This window comes from Barnesiella sp. WM24 (genome assembly GCF_004570975.1).
Classification (GTDB): Bacteria; Bacteroidota; Bacteroidia; order Bacteroidales; family Muribaculaceae; genus Muribaculum.
Window position 1 is genome coordinate 167,293 of record NZ_SPPC01000007.1, and the last position, 19,491, is coordinate 186,783.

At 49.6% G+C, this 19,491-nt stretch carries 17 protein-coding genes; 11 read left to right on the plus strand and 6 right to left on the minus strand.

The features are described 5' to 3' along the window. Positions 1 to 98 precede the first annotated feature (98 nt). The 8 genes from E4T81_RS09260 to E4T81_RS09295 all read left to right on the plus strand — a co-directional run bounded on the left by E4T81_RS09260 (position 99) and on the right by E4T81_RS09295 (position 8,882). Complete coding sequence (locus tag E4T81_RS09260) at positions 99 to 1,298, plus strand: aminopeptidase C (RefSeq protein ID WP_135043843.1); 1,200 nt, start codon at positions 99 to 101, stop codon at positions 1,296 to 1,298. A 26-nt stretch (positions 1,299 to 1,324) separates the two neighbouring features. Continuing rightward, on the plus strand, positions 1,325 to 2,053 hold the full coding sequence (locus E4T81_RS09265; protein WP_135043845.1) for a ThiF family adenylyltransferase: 729 nt from the start codon (positions 1,325 to 1,327) through the stop codon (positions 2,051 to 2,053). Continuing rightward, the gene (locus E4T81_RS09270) at positions 2,050 to 2,718 is read left to right on the plus strand and encodes an ABC transporter ATP-binding protein (protein WP_135043847.1); all 669 of its coding nucleotides are present in this window, start codon (positions 2,050 to 2,052) and stop codon (positions 2,716 to 2,718) included. The genes E4T81_RS09265 and E4T81_RS09270 overlap by 4 nt, the downstream gene beginning before the upstream one ends. Then, positions 2,715 to 3,371: a NigD-like C-terminal domain-containing protein gene (locus E4T81_RS09275; protein ID WP_135043850.1), complete on the plus strand. Its 657-nt coding sequence runs from the start codon at positions 2,715 to 2,717 to the stop codon at positions 3,369 to 3,371. The genes E4T81_RS09270 and E4T81_RS09275 overlap by 4 nt, the downstream gene beginning before the upstream one ends. Positions 3,372 to 3,392: 21 nt before the next feature. Then, complete coding sequence (locus tag E4T81_RS09280; protein WP_135043852.1) at positions 3,393 to 3,704, plus strand: DUF3467 domain-containing protein; 312 nt, start codon at positions 3,393 to 3,395, stop codon at positions 3,702 to 3,704. A 24-nt stretch (positions 3,705 to 3,728) separates the two neighbouring features. After that, positions 3,729 to 5,219, plus strand: coding sequence for a cysteine--tRNA ligase (gene cysS, locus E4T81_RS09285; protein ID WP_135043854.1), 1,491 nt, complete (start codon positions 3,729 to 3,731; stop codon positions 5,217 to 5,219). Beyond that, positions 5,219 to 6,616, plus strand: coding sequence for an ATP-dependent RecD-like DNA helicase (locus tag E4T81_RS09290; RefSeq protein ID WP_135043856.1), 1,398 nt, complete (start codon positions 5,219 to 5,221; stop codon positions 6,614 to 6,616). Before cysS ends, E4T81_RS09290 begins: the two co-directional genes overlap by 1 nt. A gap of 205 nt (positions 6,617 to 6,821) precedes the next feature. Continuing rightward, on the plus strand, positions 6,822 to 8,882 hold the full coding sequence (locus E4T81_RS09295) for a HAMP domain-containing sensor histidine kinase (RefSeq protein ID WP_135043858.1): 2,061 nt from the start codon (positions 6,822 to 6,824) through the stop codon (positions 8,880 to 8,882). Here the strand turns inward: E4T81_RS09295 and E4T81_RS09300 are convergent. Genes E4T81_RS09300 through E4T81_RS09315 form a run of 4 tightly spaced genes read right to left on the minus strand, consistent with a single transcriptional unit; the run spans position 8,858 to position 13,805 of the window. Then, positions 8,858 to 10,075, minus strand: a complete 1,218-nt coding sequence (locus E4T81_RS09300; protein WP_167761819.1) for an ABC transporter permease — start codon at positions 10,073 to 10,075, stop codon at positions 8,858 to 8,860. The genes E4T81_RS09295 and E4T81_RS09300 overlap by 25 nt on opposite strands. 12 nt (positions 10,076 to 10,087) lie before the next feature. Continuing rightward, entirely contained in the window at positions 10,088 to 11,260 is a 1,173-nt protein-coding gene (locus E4T81_RS09305; protein WP_135043862.1) for an ABC transporter permease, read from the minus strand. Between the two features lie 31 nt (positions 11,261 to 11,291). Then, on the minus strand, positions 11,292 to 12,317 hold the full coding sequence (locus E4T81_RS09310) for an HlyD family secretion protein (RefSeq protein WP_135043864.1): 1,026 nt from the start codon (positions 12,315 to 12,317) through the stop codon (positions 11,292 to 11,294). A gap of 9 nt (positions 12,318 to 12,326) precedes the next feature. Continuing rightward, entirely contained in the window at positions 12,327 to 13,805 is a 1,479-nt protein-coding gene (locus E4T81_RS09315; RefSeq protein ID WP_245207046.1) for a TolC family protein, read from the minus strand. A gap of 552 nt (positions 13,806 to 14,357) precedes the next feature. Between E4T81_RS09315 and E4T81_RS09320 the strand changes: the two genes are divergently transcribed. The 3 genes from E4T81_RS09320 (at position 14,358) to E4T81_RS09330 (ending at position 16,831) form a co-directional block, all read left to right on the plus strand. After that, complete coding sequence (locus tag E4T81_RS09320; RefSeq protein WP_135043960.1) at positions 14,358 to 15,365, plus strand: YeiH family protein; 1,008 nt, start codon at positions 14,358 to 14,360, stop codon at positions 15,363 to 15,365. Positions 15,366 to 15,518: 153 nt separating this feature from the next. Then, positions 15,519 to 16,178, plus strand: a complete 660-nt coding sequence (locus E4T81_RS09325; protein WP_135043866.1) for a hypothetical protein — start codon at positions 15,519 to 15,521, stop codon at positions 16,176 to 16,178. Positions 16,179 to 16,240: 62 nt separating this feature from the next. Continuing rightward, on the plus strand, positions 16,241 to 16,831 hold the full coding sequence (locus E4T81_RS09330; RefSeq protein WP_135043868.1) for a hypothetical protein: 591 nt from the start codon (positions 16,241 to 16,243) through the stop codon (positions 16,829 to 16,831). 507 nt (positions 16,832 to 17,338) lie between these two features. Here E4T81_RS09330 and E4T81_RS09340 read toward each other — a convergent pair. Both E4T81_RS09340 and E4T81_RS09345 read right to left on the minus strand, forming a co-directional pair. Continuing rightward, the gene (locus E4T81_RS09340) at positions 17,339 to 17,626 is read right to left on the minus strand and encodes an ATP-binding protein (RefSeq protein WP_167761820.1); all 288 of its coding nucleotides are present in this window, start codon (positions 17,624 to 17,626) and stop codon (positions 17,339 to 17,341) included. Between the two features lie 29 nt (positions 17,627 to 17,655). Further along, on the minus strand, positions 17,656 to 19,128 hold the full coding sequence (locus tag E4T81_RS09345) for a Fic family protein (RefSeq protein WP_245207047.1): 1,473 nt from the start codon (positions 19,126 to 19,128) through the stop codon (positions 17,656 to 17,658). Between the last annotated feature and the right edge of the window lie 363 nt (positions 19,129 to 19,491).

Below are 19,491 nucleotides of genomic sequence, written 5' to 3' on the forward strand. Positions count from 1 at the left end.
GCTCATGGCGCCGGCTCATAAATGAAAATATGTCGGTTATTGTAGGCTGATAAGGAATAATTGACTAATTTTGTAATGTAAGGAAAAACATTTTGAACATGAAATATCTTATAGCATCCATTCTTGCCGGCGCGCTTGCCTTTGACGCGGCCGCCGATGATAAAGTGATTGTCCCGGACAGCACCGGCTTCAAGTTTACCGACGTAAAGGTGGTTAAGACCACTCCTGTCCGTGACCAGAACCAGTCAGGCACATGTTGGTGTTTCTCTACCAATTCGTTTCTTGAGGGAGAGATGATGCGTCAGGGCGCAAAGCCTGTCGACCTTAGCGAGATGTACACTGTGCGTCACTGCTATCTTGACAAGGCGCGCAAATATGTCAGGATGGACGGCAAGGTCAACTTCTCCGAGGGCGGTGCGGCTCACGACGTGCCCTATGTCATCGAGATGTACGGCGCCCTGCCTGAAGAGGCTTATCCCGGACTTAACTATGGCGAGGACAAGCATGTCCACGGCGAGCTGTCGTCAGTGCTGAAGGCTTACCTCGACGCCGTGATACGCGTTCCCGACCGCAGGCTCTCGACAGCGTGGGAAAAGGGATTCAACGCTATCCTTGACGCTTATTTCGGCGAGGTGCCGGAGACATTTGAGTATGAAGGCAGGACCTATACCCCCAAGTCATTTGCCGAGTCTCTGAGCATAAAGCCCGAGGACTATATCGAAGTCACTTCATTTACCCATCATCCGTTCTATAAGCCTTTCGCTCTGGAAGTGGCCGACAACTGGCTCTGGGGCACGATGCAGAATGTCCCGCTTGAAGAGATGAAGGCAATCGTTGACAACGCCATTGACAACGGCTATCCCGTAGCGTGGGGTGCCGATGTGAGCGAAGGCGGCTTCAAGTGGCGTAAGGGCTATGCCGTGATACCTGTGGAGAAGGGAGAGAAGGACCTCACCGGAACCGAATTGTCGCGTTGGGTGCAGCTCAGCGACAAAGACCGTCAGGATGAACGCTATGACATTAACGGTCCTGTCGAAGAAATCACTGTCACCCAGGAGTCACGTCAGGCGATGTTTGACCGAAAGGAGACTACCGACGACCACGGAATGGTGATTGTAGGAAAGGCAGTCGACCAGAATGGCAACAAGTATTATAAGGTGCAGAACTCATGGGACACCAACCAGCTATATGGCGGATATTTCTATGTGTCGGAGCCTTATTTCCTTGCCAAGACTATGGATGTGATGGTACACAAGGATGCAGTTCCATCTGCCATTGCCGCTAAGTTCAAGAACTAAAAGAGACCGACTAAATAATCAGGATTATGCAACTCACCCCGTTTCACGAGCGCACAGCGTTGCTTCTCGGCGACAAGGCGATTGAGCGCCTTGCCGGCAGTCATGTCATGGTTGTCGGCACAGGGGGTGTAGGCGCATATGCCGTCGAGATGCTCGCGCGTGCAGGCGTGGGGCATCTGACGCTGATTGACGGTGACACAGTGTCGCCCACCAATCTTAACCGTCAGCTTCCGGCGCTTAACTCCACCATAGGCGAGCCCAAGGTCGAGGTCATGCGCCGCCGGGTGCTTGACATTAATCCGGAGTGTGACGTGGTCGCCGAGATGCGTTTTATCACGCCCGACGACATCGCTCCCTTGCTGGAGCGGCGTCCCGATTTCGTGATTGACGCCATAGATGCCCTGTCACCCAAAGTGGCGTTGCTCGCCTGCTGCTACCGTAACCGTGTAAAGGTAATCTCTTCAATGGGAGCCGGGGGCAGGGTTGACCCTACAAAGGTGAGATATGCCGACATACGTGACACATTTCATGACGGGCTTGCCCGCGAGGTGCGTCGCCGGCTCAAAAAGGAGGGTATCACTTCCGGCATAAAGACCGTGTTTTCGGAAGAGGCACCGCGCAAAAACGCGCTGGTGATGACCGATGAAATTGAGTATAAACGCTCGTCCTACGGCACAGTGGCATGGCTGCCCGCAATTTTTGGCATGATGCTTGCTTCCTATGCTGTAGAACGGCTTATAGCTGACACAAGATGATAAAGGTAAGAGACATATCAAAGAGCTACGATAATCTGAAGGTGCTTGACGGGATAAACCTTGACATCAACCGTGGTGAGGTGGTGTCGATTGTGGGTCCGAGCGGTGCCGGAAAGACCACTCTGCTCCAGATAATAGGCACGCTTGACCGTCCCGACTCCGGCACGGTGACCTATGAAGGCGAGGATGTGCTGTCGATGAAAGACCGGTCTCTTGCACGCTTCCGCAATAGCAATATCGGCTTTGTGTTTCAGTTTCATCACCTGCTCCCGGAGTTCACGATGCTTGAAAACGTGGCGCTCCCCGCGATGATAGGCGGCAAGAAAAGAGACGAGGCTTTTGCTATGGCAAGAAAGCTGATAGATTACCTCGGACTCGCCGACCGCCGGTCACATAAGCCGGGAGAGCTTTCGGGCGGAGAGCGGCAGCGCGCGGCGGTGGCAAGGGCTCTTGTCAACAATCCGCGTGTCGTGCTTGCCGATGAACCGTCGGGTAGCCTTGACTCCCATAACCGCCACGAGCTTCACCGGCTCTTTTTCGACCTGCGCCGCGACATGGGACAGACATTTGTCATCGTGACCCACGATGAAAGCCTTGCCGAAGAGTGTGACCGCGTGATACACATGCGCGACGGTCGTATAACCGATATAACAGGACGCCGATGATGTCACGATTACATTACATCTTGCCTTTAGCCGCATTGTCGTTCCTGGCTTCATGCTCTGACGACGCTGATTATAACGACAGCGCCTTCTTCAGCGACATCGTTACGGTGGAAAGCACCGGTGACACAGGGTCGCGCTTCACTTTCCGCCGCTACGGCGACTCTCCGCTTGTCACGCTTACCGACCCGGCTCTGACGCTTGACGACGAGCTGACCGGGAAGCGCGTCTTGCTCAGGTATTACGCCGAGTCGGGAGAGCCTTATACCGACGGACTGATACGCACAATCGGTCTAAGCCGGGTAAACTGCGACACGACGGTCATACGTCCCGTCGAGCGCTATGACTGGGATGCCGACGCTGTGTTCCTTAACTCGATATGGCGCAGCGGCAATTACATAAACCTTCATCTCCGGGCGGTGTATTCCGACAAGCCGCGCTATTTCAGCCTTATGGTGGACTCGCTGACGCTCACCGATCCGGTGCCGCAGGTGTATCTGGTGCATAATACGCTGGGCGCTCCCGACAATTATATGAGCGAGGTATATGCATCGTTTGACATTACCAACGTGTGGGACCTCCCCGGCTGCGACGGAATAGAGATTCATGTCAATGACAGCAATTTAAAGAAAGATATATACACATTTAATAAATAACATCATTAAAAATTGAAAGATATGGAAAATAACAACAAGAAAAATGAGATAAAAATCGAGCTTACTCCTGAAGTAGCCCACGGTCACTATGCCAACCTCGCCATGATTGCTCATTCACCGACAGAATTTTTTATCGATTTTATCGCAATGGCTCCCAATATGCCTCAGGCAAAGGTGCAGAGCCGCATCATCATGTCGCCTGAAAACGCCAAGCAGCTTCTCTTCGCGCTCCGCGAGAATGTAGAACGCTATGAAAACACTTTCGGCGTCATCGAGCGCAAGGTGCCCAAAAACGCCGGCAACAACGGTGACATGAACCCTTTCAAGGCATAACCACCCCGATTCATAAAGTCAATCATGATTAAAGAAAACGATTTTACAATTTATAACTCACTGACACGCTGCAAGGAGCGATTTGTGCCTATCCATGAGGGAAAGGTGGGAATGTACGTCTGCGGACCGACAGTGTATGGCGAGGGTCATCTCGGTCATGCGCGTCCGGCGATTACATTTGACGTGCTTTTCCGCTACCTTACCCATCTCGGTTACAAGGTGCGCTATGTGCGCAATATCACCGATGTCGGTCATCTCGAACATGACGCCGACGATGGTGAAGACAAGATTGCAAAGAAAGCGCGTCTTGAGCAGCTTGAGCCGATGGAGGTGGTGCAGCACTATCTCAACAGCTACCACAAGTCGATGGAGGCGCTCAATGTGCTTTCTCCGTCGATAGAGCCTCATGCGTCGGGTCATATCATCGAGCAGATAGAGTATGTAAAGAAAATACTTGAGAGCGGATATGCCTACGAGAGCAACGGATCGGTATATTTTGATGTCCCCAAGTATAACCGCGACCACCGCTATGGCAAGCTTTCAGGCAGAAATATCGATGAGCTGCTTGCCACTACGCGTGCGCTCGACGGACAGGAAGAGAAGCGCAATCCCGCTGATTTCGCCCTATGGAAAAAGGCTTCGCCCGAGCATATCATGCGCTGGCCTTCTCCCTGGAGCGACGGTTTCCCGGGATGGCACCTCGAATGTTCGACGATGGGAGAGAAATATCTCGGCACACCCTTCGACATCCACGGAGGCGGCATGGACCTGATGTTTCCTCATCATGAATGTGAGATTGCCCAGTCGGTGGCTCACAACGGAAAGGATTCAGTACATTACTGGATGCACAATAACATGATTACCATCGCCGGAAAGAAGATGGGCAAGAGTCTCGGCAATTTTATCACGCTCAATGAGTTTTTCAACGGAAGTCATCCGTTGCTGACTCAGGCTTACTCGCCGATGACGATACGCTTCTTCATCCTGCAGGCTCAGTACAGAAGCACACTCGATTTCTCAAACGAGGCTCTGCAGGGCGCGGAAAAGGCTCTTGCAAGAATGCTTGACGGATGGCGACGCCTCAACGAGCTTACTCCTTCGGAGAAGTCGACGATTGATGTGAGCGACCTGCGCCGCAAGTGTTACGAGGCTCTTGACGATGACCTGAACACGCCCGTTGTCATAGCTCATCTCTTTGAAGCGTGCCGCCTCATCAATCAGGTGAATGACGGTAACGCCACAGCTACCGAGGCCGACATCAACGAGCTGAAGGAGCTGTTTGGCATATTCCTTGTCGACATCCTCGGAGTGCGCACCGACCTCGTGGGCGCCGACGGTGACGGAGCGGCTCTGAAGCCATTTGAAGATGCCGTGGCGTTGCTGCTTGAAATGCGTGCCAAGGCAAAGGCTGACAAGGACTGGGCTACCAGCGACCTTATAAGAAACCGTCTTGCTGAAATCGGATTTGATGTCAAAGACACCAAAGACGGCTTCGAGTGGAGCCTTAAAAAGTAGTGGATCTACTCCAGTTTGCACAACTTGTACTCGATAATCTGCCCTATGAGCCCACCTCCCAGCAGGTGGAGCTCATAGCGGCGTTGTCGAGATTCTGTTCGGCGCGTACGGCGTCGGACTCCGTGTTTCTGCTCAACGGCTATGCCGGCACGGGCAAGACCTCGCTCTGCGCCGCGCTGGTAAAGGCTCTAAACATGGCAGGGATAGGGACAGTGTTGCTTGCCCCTACAGGTCGTGCGGCAAAGGTGTTCAGCCGTTTTGCCGGTCACCCCGCCTACACCATACACCGCCGCATCTATTCCGTGGGCGGCAACGGGGTCACGTCACCGCGAGACATACGTCCTGCCGCCAACCGCTCGGTAAATACAATCTTCATTGTCGACGAGGCGTCGATGATAGGCGCCGATTCCGGTTCCGGAAACCTCCTGGAACATCTGATTCATTATGTCTATTCCGGGGTAAACTGTAAGCTTATACTGCTTGGCGACACCGCCCAGCTGCCTCCTGTGGGCTGTGACGAGAGTCCGGCGATGAGCGCGAAGACCCTTCATGCCGAGGGATTGCGTGTGACCCGCGCCGTGCTCACAGCGACTGTGAGGCAAGCGTCAGATTCCGGGATACTGTACAATGCCACGTGGCTGCGTCGTGCCATGAGGCTCGAAGAACTTCCCGCGCCGGTGTTGCGCGCCGCGCCTTTCAATGATGTACATGTCACCGACGGAGAGGAGCTGGAAGATGCGCTCAACGCGTCCTACAATGTCGATGGAGTGGGGGAGACCATATTGGTGACACGCTCCAATATGCGCGCCACACGCTTTAATCTCGCAATCAGGTCGCGAATACTCGGCTATGAGGAAGAGTTGTGTAATGATGACCGCCTGCTTGTCGGGAAAAACAATTATTACTGGACCAGGGAGGTAAAAGGAGTCGACTTTATCGCCAACGGCGACTCGGCTGTGGTCGAGCGGGTCATAGCCACTGAGTCGCGCTATGGGTTCCGTTTTGCCGATGTCGTGATGCGCCTTCCTGACCGTGACGTGTCGATAGAGTGCAAGATAATACTTGACACTCTTGTCAATGACGCCGCCACGCTGTCGCGGGCTGAGATGACCGAGCTGTATGAACATATCGTGGCTGACGGTGATCCCTCGCTGTCGGCTTCAACCCGGGCGGCTGAAGCTATGAAAAGCCCCTATTTCAACGCGCTGCAGGTTAAATACGGCTATGCTGTCACCTGCCATAAGGCACAGGGCGGTCAGTGGCGCAATGTATATGTCGACCTCGGCTACATTCCGCCTGAGTCAATCGGCATGGAGTTTTACCGGTGGCTATATACAGCTGTGACACGTGCCACATCACAGTTATATCTTGTAAATCCTTCGATTGAAATCAAATAGGATTACAAAAATGTTACCATTCTGTGTAAATTCTGTACTGAAAAAGTTTTTATATGTAGAATAGTGGTAGCTTTGCAATCTAATCTAACTCACCTATCAGCTAACATAAACATAAAAAATACCATTTAACGACGTGTTAAGAATTTATTGGACGTTATTATTAATTGCCGTATATGGATTCTGCGGTGCGACTCCTCGGCTAAATATGCAAGAGACCCGCGACTCTTTATTCCGCACTCTTGCCCACAAGACAACTCCTAAAGACAGTATTGCCACGCTGTATGATCTATATGACCTGTCGGAGCGCGGGATGCGGGCTGAAACCGGCATGATTATATATGACGTGGCATCGCGCTCCGGTGACACCGCCGTGCAGCTTGACATACTTCGCAACAATACCAATCTTTATCTTGGCTCCGACTCGATAATGGAGCATTACCAGAATCTCGCCGAGTCGTTGCCCGACAGTGATGATAAAGAAGAGACGCTTACGTTTATCTTGGTCAACCGATTGTCTTACAAGTATCGCCGCGCCGGTGAAAGTGAGCGTCAGGAGATAATGAAAAAGCTTATAAAGCAATATGACCGTGGCGGTGACGATAACGATAACATACATGCCGGTATACGCCGTCTGTATGAATTGTGTGTCTGTCTCAGCATAAGCTCACAGGGCGATTTATACAGCAAATACATGAAGAAGCTCGGTGAACTTATCGACACTCTCCCGAAAGACAGGAGCAATGCAGTGCGCAACATGTATCTTACTCAACGCGCTATTATCGAGTCATATAAACAGAACTATCCTGAAGCTGTCGCAGCCGACAAGGAGCTGCTGAAAGAAATCTGGCGCTTGAAAAAGATGTACAGGGAGAAAGGCCGGAATTACCGTAACTATGACGTGAACGAGTATCTGTGCTTTACCAGGCTGCTCGGTAATTTCCCAGAGCTTAAACCCGAGGAGGTTGAGCGCTATTATAAGAGTGTGAACAGTATCGCCTCGCGTAATGAGGATGTAGCGCGCGACCTGGAATCCAATAAGCGTGCTACCATATATTACCTTATGGCCAACCGCCGCTATGCCGAAGCGTTGCCTTTGCTTAAAGAGCAGGTACTCAATGATAAAAACCGTCAGTACCGCCGACAGTTTTTCCGGTTCATGACAGAGGCGGCTGAAGCGGTCGGTGACAAGGAGACACAGCTCTATGCGGTAAAGTCATATAACATCGAGCTTGAGGCATTTCTGCAGAATGAGGCGATAGACCGATATAATGAGTTGCAGATTTTGTATGATGTTTCCGACCTGAAGGCGGAGAAGGCGCGTCTGCAGATTGAGAAACAGACCGCTGAAACATCATGGCATCACAAGGCATTGATACTCTCGGCGATTGCGTTGGTGTTGCTGATTTCACTCATCATCGTGCTTGCCATTATGTACACCCGCACCCGTCGTCTTGCCGTCAGCCTTGAACAGTCGAAGGTCAGCCTGCAAAATGAGAAGAAAAATCTTCTTGAGATGCAAGAGGAGCTTGTACAGGCACGTGACCAGGCGGAGCAAGCCAGCATGACCCAGACGCAATTTATCCAGAACATGCGCCATGAGATACTCACGCCGCTTAACGCCATAACCGGATTTTCGCAGCTTATCGTCGATTCTGTGCCCGACAATATGAAGGGCGGCATTGACAGATATTCCCAGATAATAAGCGAAAACAGCGAGTTGCTGCGCACTCTTGTCAACGACGTGCTTGACATCTCGATGATGGAGTGTGGCGAAATAAGGCTGTCGCGCCAGCCTGTGTCATTGCGTAAGCTTTGCACGCTCTGCGTGACAAATATGTCACGGAAGACACGTGAGGGAGTCGAGATGGAGTTTGCCGGAGCTGCTGACAAGGCTGACTTCACCCTGTTTATCGATCCGGTAAGAGTCGAGCAGGTGCTTAATAATTTCTTGTCAAATGCGGTGAAATACACTGACAGCGGGAAAATAACACTTGACTATGAAGTGGACGAAAAACGCAATGAAGTGGTATTTTCGGTCACTGATACGGGCATAGGTGTCCCTGACGGTAAGGAAGAAGTGATATTTGAGCGCTTTGTCAAGCTGAGCCGCTATCAGACCGGCACAGGACTCGGGCTGCACATTTGCCGTTTTATTGCGGAAATGCTCGGAGGAAGGGTCATGGTCGACACTTCCTACAGCGACGGGGCTCGCTTCCTGTTTATTCTTCCTATTGATGGAAATCAGGGCACTGACGGCACCTTGTAGTGGCGCAGGTCGCGACGCTTACACCATTTCTCTATTATCACTGCGATGAAATAGTAGGCGATAGTGAGAGCCCAGAGCATGAGATAGGGCGTCGACATCTCACCGAGGGTGGCGCCATTGGAGTTGATGCCTATGAAGCCTTCTATACCCCATGTCGCAGGCACGAGGCTTGACAGCATGAACCATACATCGCTCATTGCCGGTCGCGGCCATGTAAGACCCGACAGGAAGAGAAACAGCACCGAAGTAAACACAAATACCAAAAATGAGCTCTCTCGCTCCACCACAAGCGGGCGCAGCATCTGTCCGAGGAATGTCGAGGCAAGAAGCATCGGCAGTATAAAGGTCAGATAGTCGAGCGGATTGCCGATATGCGGCAGGCTGAACATCACCGGTATATAGTGCAGGATATAGATTGTCAGCGGTGCATATATCGTGAGGTAGCAGAGGCTCTTGCCAAGAATGCTCGCCGACATCGGTCCGTCGGTCTCCTCCGGGTCAATGCCGCGGTTTTTGCGGCGACGCTCGCTGCTGCCTCCGCCAAGCATAAGCACTCCGAGCACAAGGCTCTGCTGCAGGATGAGCACCACGATTCCAATCATGACAAACGAGGCAAATCCCTGGGTGACATCGCCAAGGAAGAATGACTCCGTGCTGACGGTGCTTCCTACGGCTGTGGAGAGCAGTGCTACCGGCGAGTAATCGATTTTCTTTGTGCGTATGTCTGACCCGAGCTGGAGCGACACGTCGGTCGTGGCAAGCAATATGCTCTTGTAGCGCAGCAGCAGGCTCATGTCGCAATATATCGGCACTACCGCCTGTTCGTTTCTGCCTATTTTGCGTGAATAATCGTGGGGCAGCTCCATTATACCGTAGACTTTGCGCTCTTTCATCCATGTCTTGGCTTCTTCAAGGTCGGAGGCATATCCTGCAACCTTCGTGTAAGGGGAGGCGTCAATCATGCGGGCAAACTGACGGCTGTCGGCTGTGCGGCAGTTGTCGACCACTGCCACAGGCACGTCATACACTATCTCGGGGTTATATATGAGAGTGTAGACGATAGGATAGGCAAGCGGCAGGGCTATGAAGAAAAGCAGCACTCCGAGGTCGGAAAATACGAGACGGTACTCTTTTATCCACACCTGAAACAGAGTGTGCCACCATCTTTTTATGTTGTCGATAATCTTTTTCATAATCATGAATCATCAGGGGATATACACCGGGTTGAGGCTGTAACGCTTGAGTTTCCACAACATTCCCATAGGGGCGAGCGGGAACAGAATCAGCGCTATGTAGTCCCAGCGGCAATAGAATATCTCATATCCGTTAAGCGCTGTGTTGGCGTAAATCAGGAAGTAATAGCGCGCCGGGATTATGTAAGAGAAGATGCCGATGGCGGGATACATGTCTTCCACGGGGAAGGAGAAGCCTCCTACGGAGAATGACAGGATGCCAAGCAGCGAGAGCACCGACAGCGCGAAACGCAGATTGGGGATGATGCAGGATATGAGCAGGGCAAACGCCTGGCTTGCGGCTACCATAAGCAGCATCGCCGCAATCATGTTGAGAGGATTGCTGTTGAGCGGGAAATCCCAGAACCCATACATCATCGCCTGCATGGCAAGCCCCGTAATCGAGAAGATTACAAATTGAGGCAGCAGTTTTCCGGCACATGCGATTGTGACAGAGCCTCCGGCGTCTTTAATCCACTGAATGGAAGTGCCTCGCTTGATTTCCTGTAGTATCGAGAATGCCGTGACCTGGAAGATTATCAGCTGGAGCAGGCATGGCAGAAACGAGTTACTGAGGTAAATCGAGTAGTTGAGCCAGGGGTTGCCGATGACATGAGCCTGGGTTACGACCGGCTGCATAAGGTTGCTTACAAGCCCTTCGTTGACACCGACTCCCACGAGCGTAGTCATCACGATGGAGCCTGAGGTGGTCACTGCCGTCTGCTTGAAGGTCTTGAACGACAGTGTTCCCGGGATGAAGTATGCCATATTGCAGTAATATGTGATGGCTGTCTCCCTGCCTGCCTCGGCATCGGCCTCGAAGTCGCGCGGAATCATGAAGAAGCCATAGATCTTGGCGCTTTTCAACAACTCCATTGCGTCGGCGTAGCTTGTGGGGTGATACTTTATGTCGACCAGTTCGGAGGCTCCGAGATTGCGTGTCACATTGCGCGATACAGGCGTATTGTCGAGGTCAACAACAGCAGCGGGGGTCTTCAGCGGGAGTCCTTCGTTCATGAAATCGAGGAAGAAGAAGGTGCAGAAGAGCGGTACGCCTACCATTGTGAGCAGGTATATGGGGCGGCTTGCGAGCTGCCTCACTCCATCGACAATGGCGTTTTTTAGTGCTGACCAGTTGAAATGCATGGTTGTTTGGGTCTTATTGTTGGACTATGGTTTATTTGCCGGGGGCGTCGTAGATTACTGACATTCCGGGGCGAAGGTCGGGTAGGTCTTCTGTCGGGCGTGCCTTGATCTGGAACGTGCGGCTGTCCCATTCACCTGTCGCCTTGGTTGAACGCCAAATGGCATATGTGCCCATGTCACGGATATAGTAAACCTTTGCCTTTACAATCTTCTTGTCAAGGGCGGGAATCATCACCTCTATTTCTTTGCCCATGGGGAGGTCGTTAAGCAGCTCTTCACGCACATTGAATGTCACCCACTTGTCGGAAATCTTGACAAGGTTCATGATAGGGGTGCCGAGTGACACGAGTTCGCCTTCATGAGGATAGATGATGTCGATTTCACCGTCGGCGGGAGCAGTAAGATACTGGTCCTGGAGAAGAGCCTCTACCTCCATCACGCTTCCCTGCGCGGCATTTACAAGCGCTTTAGAGCTAACCTTGTCTTCTGACTGCGCACCCTCTTTTGCCATCATGTACTGGCTCTTGGCAGCGCTTTCGCCCGACACGGCCGCTGTATAGGCGGCATATGCCTCGTCACGTTTCTGAGCCGACACAACATCCTGCTTGAAGAGTGACTCCATGCGGTTGTAGGTCTTTTCAGTGATATTTTTGGCGGCGATAGCCTGCTGCCAGAGGTCGTAGGCGCTCTGGACTATCTGCTTGCGGGTACCGGCATCAATCTTCTTGTTTTGTGCGGCGGCAGCTTCTTTCATCGCTTCAGCCTGATATAGCTTGGCGTCGGCTACAGAGGAGTGGATGTGGACAAGGGTGTCGCCGGCTTTCACTTTCTGTCCTTCGGTTACGTAAAACTCCACGACACGTCCCGGGAGCTTGCCTGATATGCGTACTGAGGTCGCTTCGGCCTGTCCTTCGATGATTTGTGACTTGGGCTTCAGAAAGAGAAACCCGATGAGCGCGAGCAGTGCAACTGCGATTACCACGATTACAAGAGTGCCTACGAGGGCGTTTTCTTTCTTGGTGGTGACTTGTCCTGATGATTGATCTATGTTTGCCATATCCAAATGCTATTTTTCTGTATCGTAATAAGTTTCGTAATCCATTGTGCCGATCACCTTTGACAGGTAGACGCGACACAGGTTCACGTCGATTTCGGCATCGATGTTTTCAGAGTTGGCTTTGAGCCAGGCGGTCTGGGCTTCCATCACATTGTCGGTCGTGGAGACTCCTTCTTTAAAGCCGAGTTGTGCCTGGCGCAGATTCTCATCGGCTTTGGTGAGATTGGCCTGAGTCATGGCGTAGGTCTTCATCGCCTCGCGTGCCTTGAATGCCGCCTGGCTTACCTGTAGCTCGATTTTTTCTTTAGCGTCTTCAAGCTGAAGCTTCATGATGTTGACATCGGTCTTGGAGGCGCGGTATTTGTTGTAGTTTCCGCCCCAGTGCCAGATGGGTATTGTGAGCATTGCTCCTACCGAAAACGCCCCGTTGAAGCGCTTCTTGAATCCGTCATACATGTTGGGGTTGGAGAAAGAGTAGGCTCCTACAAGTGCAAGGTTGGGGAGCATTGACGAGAGCGCCACCTTGCTTTTCTCGCCGGCGATTTTCACGCCGAGTTCAAGCGCGTGCAGGTCGGGTCGGCGGGAATATACGTCGGTCATGTTGTATTCTGTGGCTATCGGCGCCTGGTCGGGTCGGTCGGCATTTTCATCGACAAGGTGCATGTCGGAGTTTACGGGAAGTCCGCAGAGCTGGGCGAGCGCCATGCGTGACAGGGTAAGCCCGTTTTCCACTTTCACGAGGTCGACGTTTGCCGAGTTGAGTTTCACGTCTACGGTAAGCAGGTCGCTGCGTGTTGCCACTCCTTCGTTGATCATCGCCTGCACATTGTTGTGGAGGGTGTCAAGAAGGGCGACATAGCTTGTGGCAAGCTCATGCTTCGCGTTGAGCGACACTACCTGCCAGTAGGCTGCATCGACGGCATATATTATATCTTCTGCGCTGTTGTCCTGCAGAGAGCGAGCCAGTTCCTCGGCATATTTCGTGATTTTGTTCATCGCCACGATCTTTCCGCCCATGAAGATGGGCTGGGTGAGAGTCACGGCTCCGAAAAATACATTGTGGATGTCGTAGGTCATGGCATCCTTGGGCAGATATGCCACATTCTTGGGGATATACTCTCCGTTAGGCCCTTTCACCGGCATGCCGTCGGGTCCCGTTACAAGGTCGAAGCTGTAGCCCTTGCCGTCAAAGGTCTGTATAGGCAGGTGCTGGTCGGAGTCAAATATTGACAGCTTCTTCTGGTTATAGGTATATCCTCCGGCAAAGTCGATTGCCGGGAGATAGGCTGCAAAGGCTTCTTTCTTCTGGTAGCCGGCGGCTTTTACCTGCTCGGCTTTTATACGCATCTGCTTGTTGTTGGCGATTGCCATCGCGCGGCAAGAGTCAAGCGAGTAAGTGCCCGGTGCTTCGGCCGCGGTCTGTGCCCCGGCAAATGTGGCTCCAAGCATCACGCAACACAGTAGTGATCTGAATCTGGATAATCGCATAATATATACCCTCGTTTTTTTGATTTTCTTTATAAATCTCCTCAATGATTTTTCAGGATGCAAATATAACTTAAAATGAGCAAAAATAGTTCGTTGCAAATTGATGAAAAGACATCCGGTTTTACTAAAAATTGGTCAGTTTTTCCGGAGAAAAGTCGTGATGGCGCGAAATAGGGCTAAAAATCAACTTTTACGAGATATTTTTTGCAATTTTAGCATTATTAAATGCTACGAAGAGTCAATGAATTGAAAACATGATGATATATCAATGATTTTTTCTAATTTTGCCGCCGGAAAGTTGAGACGACAGAGTTTCCGCGATTCAAGATTTCTGCCGGCGTGGTTTTTTGAACCGACAAAGCTACAATTGCCAATTATTATGAACCTTCATCTACGGCTGTCGTTATTAAAATGAGGGTGTGTGGCAAAGAGGCTTCTGACTCTTGCCATTCGGTTAATGACATTTTATAGCTTAAATTGCATTAATAAAATTATAACTAAAATTCTAAACTTGAAATTTAAATGCCGAATATTTCAGAAAAGCGCATCAGCATGTTGCATGGTATACTGCTGATTGCATTGTTCGCGTGTGCCGCGTTTTACATTGGAGAAGCGCAATTTTTAAAAGACATCTCGTTCAGCCCGATGATTATTGGTATAATCCTGGGTATGTTATATGCCAACTCGCTGCGCAATAACCTGCCGGAGACATGGGTGCCCGGCATTCAGTTCTGTTCAAAGAAGATATTGCGTCTCGGTATTATCCTTTATGGATTCAGGCTTACATTTCAGGATATAGTAAATGTCGGCGTGGCTGGTATAGTGGTCGACGCGATTATTGTGGTGGTCACTATATTGGGAGGTATATGGATAGGGCGCATGCTCAAGATGGACCGCGACACGGCGTTGCTCACCTCGATAGGCAGCGGTATATGCGGTGCTGCCGCAGTGCTTGGCGCGGAGTCAACCATACGCACCCAGCCTTACAAGACGGCTGTCGCTGTAGCCACAGTGGTGATATTCGGAACTATATCCATGTTCCTTTATCCGGTCGCCTATCGCTCGGGATGGCTTGACCTGAACGCGCAGGAGATGGGTATTTACTGCGGCTCCACTCTTCATGAAGTGGCTCATGCCGTGGGTGCCGGCAACGCTATGGGTACCGATGTTTCCAATGTCTCCATCATTGTCAAGATGATACGTGTGATGCTGCTTGTGCCGGTATTGCTTGTGCTCGGTTTCTGGGTTGCTCGCCGCAACGCCAAAAACGGTACATCGGCAGAGAAGGGTAAGGTCAATATACCCTGGTTTGCCGTAGGCTTCCTTGCTGTGATCGGTTTTAACTCGTTCAACCTTCTTCCTCCTGTATTTGTAGAGGCAATCAATTATTTCGACACATTCCTTCTTACTATGGCTATGGCCGCGCTTGGTGCGGAGACAAGCATTGACAAGTTCAAGAAAGCCGGTGCAAAACCGTTTGTCCTTGCCTTCTGTCTTGATGTGTGGCTGATAGGCGGCGGTTATATACTTTCCAAGTATCTCGCGCCGATATGGCTCTAAACTGTCAAAATCTGGGAAAAAGCGGAAAATGACGATTTTTCAGTCCGCATAGGCTGTAATGTGCTCTAAGACAATATGATACATTCCTCAAATATCGCCATGCCCGATATTTGGGGAATTGTTGTAATTTAGCCGTCGTAAAAAAAAGTAAATATGGAACAATCAAATAACATGCAGCCTTCTTTCGACATGACGCCCTACATGAAAGATGATTTCATAAACTGGTGTGTCGAAAAAAGAGGAAAGAAGCCCGATAAGGCAAAGGAATATGTGCGCAGTCTGCGTAAAATTGCTAAAACATGCTGGAACGAATCTGTGCTGGGTTGGTTCAGTGATGTCAGGGAGGCCTTTGAGACACCGACGGAAAATTTTTCGGAGTTTATCGGATGTCAGATTGCCGCACGGATACAACTGGAGAATCAGCTTGATGTCATATCATGGTATGCTTCATTTGCCGATGAGGCGGCAGCCGAAGCGAAAACCGGAGTCACTGACGGGAAAAAGGTTGAGGAGACGATATGCTCGGCGACTTTTCGGAAATGGCATACGGCACTCAAGGAATATTGTAAGTTTCTGGAATACACCACGTGTAAAGCTCTTGAGAATGGAGGGTTCGGAGGGGATAAGGATGGTAACGTCATGCCCGGTGATGACGACTTCGTGAAGATGGAACGCGATGCAAAGAGGGCTGCTCTCCGATGGTGGTATTCGCCCTTTGGAAGTAGTGGCGCGTTGACCGATGAACGGGTTGACAAAGTGCCGATCGAGCCATTTGTGACGATGAGGAGTCACGCAGAAAATACCGGCGGTTAAAGCTCTATGACACTCGATATGACTGGCGTCCGCGAAAGACAGGGGATAATGGTTTGGTTGGCTTGGTTTCTCCGACCGGTGAACGGTTGTTGCCCGAATGTTTTGGCGATGTGTTCACGCAATTTGATGCCATAAACAGTAATCCCTGCATCATTCCGGTATCAGATGGAGAGGCATGGGCTTTGGCGTCATTGTCCGGTCAGCCGATATTGCTGACCGAATTTCGCTACAACGCCATAATCCCGGAGCGGCATGAACGACGGCTGTTCTTTATTCAGGACAAGGAGACTATGAAATGGGGCGCGATGTCAGTTACTGCTCCAATCATAAAATGCCGCGGAAGATATGGGGTTGGATTGGTCGGTTTGAAGACAGTGATGCCGCCGGTCGCTGATGAAATCTACGAAGATGAACTGATGACCGAGTGTGAGCCGATGATTTTCTTTATGACCCGCAGAGGGGACAAAATCGGTATATTGACTGACTTCGGTTACTCTGATATAGCATATGACTCTTATGAGGTTGACAATACAAAATGCTCATTCCGACTGATAAGAAGTGACAGAAAAAGAGCTCGGAGGGCTGATTACTGGCATCCCGACGGAAAAGGCTTATATGTAAACATGATGCGCACTCAAAGAGCGAAAAAGTAGATTATGTGGTCATGGGATGTGTCTCCACGAGAGTCGGTCGTAATAAAGAGGCAGGCATTGCTTCGGCAACTGCAACATTCGCTCTCGAGGCGCATTGCATCGCTTTTCATCGCTCTGCTCCGCCAAAGTATGGATTACCTGCAAGTTCCCTCACTTGTCGTATCTATATAACGAATATATGGGATATTAAGATATATGGCATGAGTTAAGATTCCTTATTTACAACCCATTCTCCATTCTTATTAGCACCCTTTCTTGAAATAGCGCCAGATTGCTGTAGACGGTTTGTAATTTTCTGCACACCTCTCTTTGTCATATTCAGATACTCTGCTATTTTATCTAAGGTGAGTCTGCTATCATGGTTCAATAACATCAAGACTTTCTGGTCTGATGAACTGTTATTGAATTCCGGTGAACTTATAATGGTTTCCAGTGAACTTTCTGGTGAACTGATATTGGTTTTCTGGTGAACTTGATTCATCTCTGGTGAACTCTGAATCTGACCATTTATTGATGGTTGAGCGGTGGTTGAGCGGTGGTTGAGCGGTGGTTGAGCGGTTCATCATCTTGCTTGGACTGTACTTGTGCGATATTTGAACCGTGCTTAGCCGGTCGTTTGAAGGTGACATAAACGGAGCCGCCGTCCCAACGCCATGTCGGGTCTTCGACGCCTTGCTCGCGGCAGGCTTCGATGATGCGGTGGATGCCGCTGCCCCAGCTTTCAAGGAAGGTTGAGCGGTATAGAGCATGTGCCATATTGCGGTTGTAGGGAAATGACTCATCTGAAGCAATCAAGCCTTTATATCCATAATCGTCATAATTTCTCAGGGTTTAAATAATGATTCTCCTTTTCCCGTAAGCTTATAAGCCTGCTTTGCACTTGTGGGCTTGTCAGGATTCGTCATTGTAATATATTTGAGCTTTATCAAAGGTGAGATTATTTTCCTTTTGAGATCTTTTGTGGATGTATAATCAAGCCTAATTGAAAGTTCATTAGCAGAAAGCTGGCTTTCATGCAACATACATAGAAGATCAATTGTGGCTGATATCATTTCAGTAGCATTATCTTTTATCTTAGAACTATTCCATGCTTGGACAAATAGTTGCTCAAGTATTTGTCCAAGTTGAATTTTATCCGTAATAACACGCTGATTAATAGATTCTTGAACTTGGACAGCATTTTGTCCAAGTATCTGTCCAAGTCCATCGCCAATATAATTTTCAACACTATTGATGGTATTTACAACTTCATTTGAAAAAACCTCTCTACAAGGTATTGTCATAAGAAAATATGTTCTGTCATCATCTGTGTCAATAACTGCAGGTGATGATCCATTTTCTCTCAATGCCTTTTGGATTGTAGGTATCCCCGTGGCTCGACCTTCGGTTAAATCCAGCTCCTTTAGGAAGTCTCCCAATCTTCTGTTTCTGTATCTCCGTGCCTTTAACTTTCGAGCTGATTTTATCGCTTCTGAGCTGATCGAACGGTCAGGCCCTGCGTAACTTAAAATGTCAATATGTGTAGGCTCAATTGTAATTTCAACTGGTTCTCTTTCTTGATAGTCACGATGATAAAGAGCATTAACAACAGCCTCTTCAAAAGCTTGATAAGGATAATTGTAAATTTTATCCGATTTTTCATCATTTGACGGCTTTGTAATCTGTTTTTTAATAACGTTAGTGCGTAAGTATGACAAAGTCTCCTTTATCATCCGAGGGACAGGCCCTGTAATCTTTGGAACTTCAATCATTAAATCCGGATTTTCAACACTTCCTTCCGGAAAAATAACCATATCAACTTGCGTCACTGGGAAAAATTTCTCAGGATGTTCAGAAAACATCATTGCAGCCACATTCTTTATGGATTGGTTTTCTGTAGGGCAGACCAACAAATCCATTTCATCCAGAATATCCATTAGCGGTCGACCAATAAAATTGTCAGCCAATTTGCTTTTTACAGCCTTAAGATGCTCATATACCAGAATTCCTGAGATATCTTGAATCTTAATTGCCTCATTCCCTCGTTCATCAAAAGGAGTGCGGTCTGCCAAATTACGAACCTCATCCAAGGCTTCTCCTCGTGCTTCTATGGTTGAGGCCTTGCTGCGTATGTAATATTTGAGAGGAGACTTACCCTTGGTAACGATGCTTTCCGGAACACAATATGGACGATTAGCGCCAGTAGGCACCCAGATCACGAGAATGCTCTGACCATCAACTTCTTCCTTTGAAACTCTGCTATTATAAGCTACGGATCTTAGGTTTGATGACGTGATTTTGGCATCATATCCTACCATGTCCTGCAGTATTCCATCGATCGTTTCTATCGGCAACCCTTTAACCGGGCGTTTAGCAATTCCATTCTCATCCTGTTCTACCCCAACAAGTATATATCCGCTTCCCGTATTATCAAGGTCGGTAGCAAAGGCTCATATTGTATGGTAGATCTTATCCGGATTCCATCCGCGCTTAAACTCAATACGGTTGGATTCTATCTTTTGTTTATTCAGCAGGTCTTCTATATTTACAGGTCTTCTATATTTATAGGTAGAGCCATATCTATATAAAAAATTTAATGGTTAAATAGCGGTCATACTTAACGTTCCTATTATTGATACATCCCGTATTCAGAAACGCGCACGCCGCATGCATACCGTCCT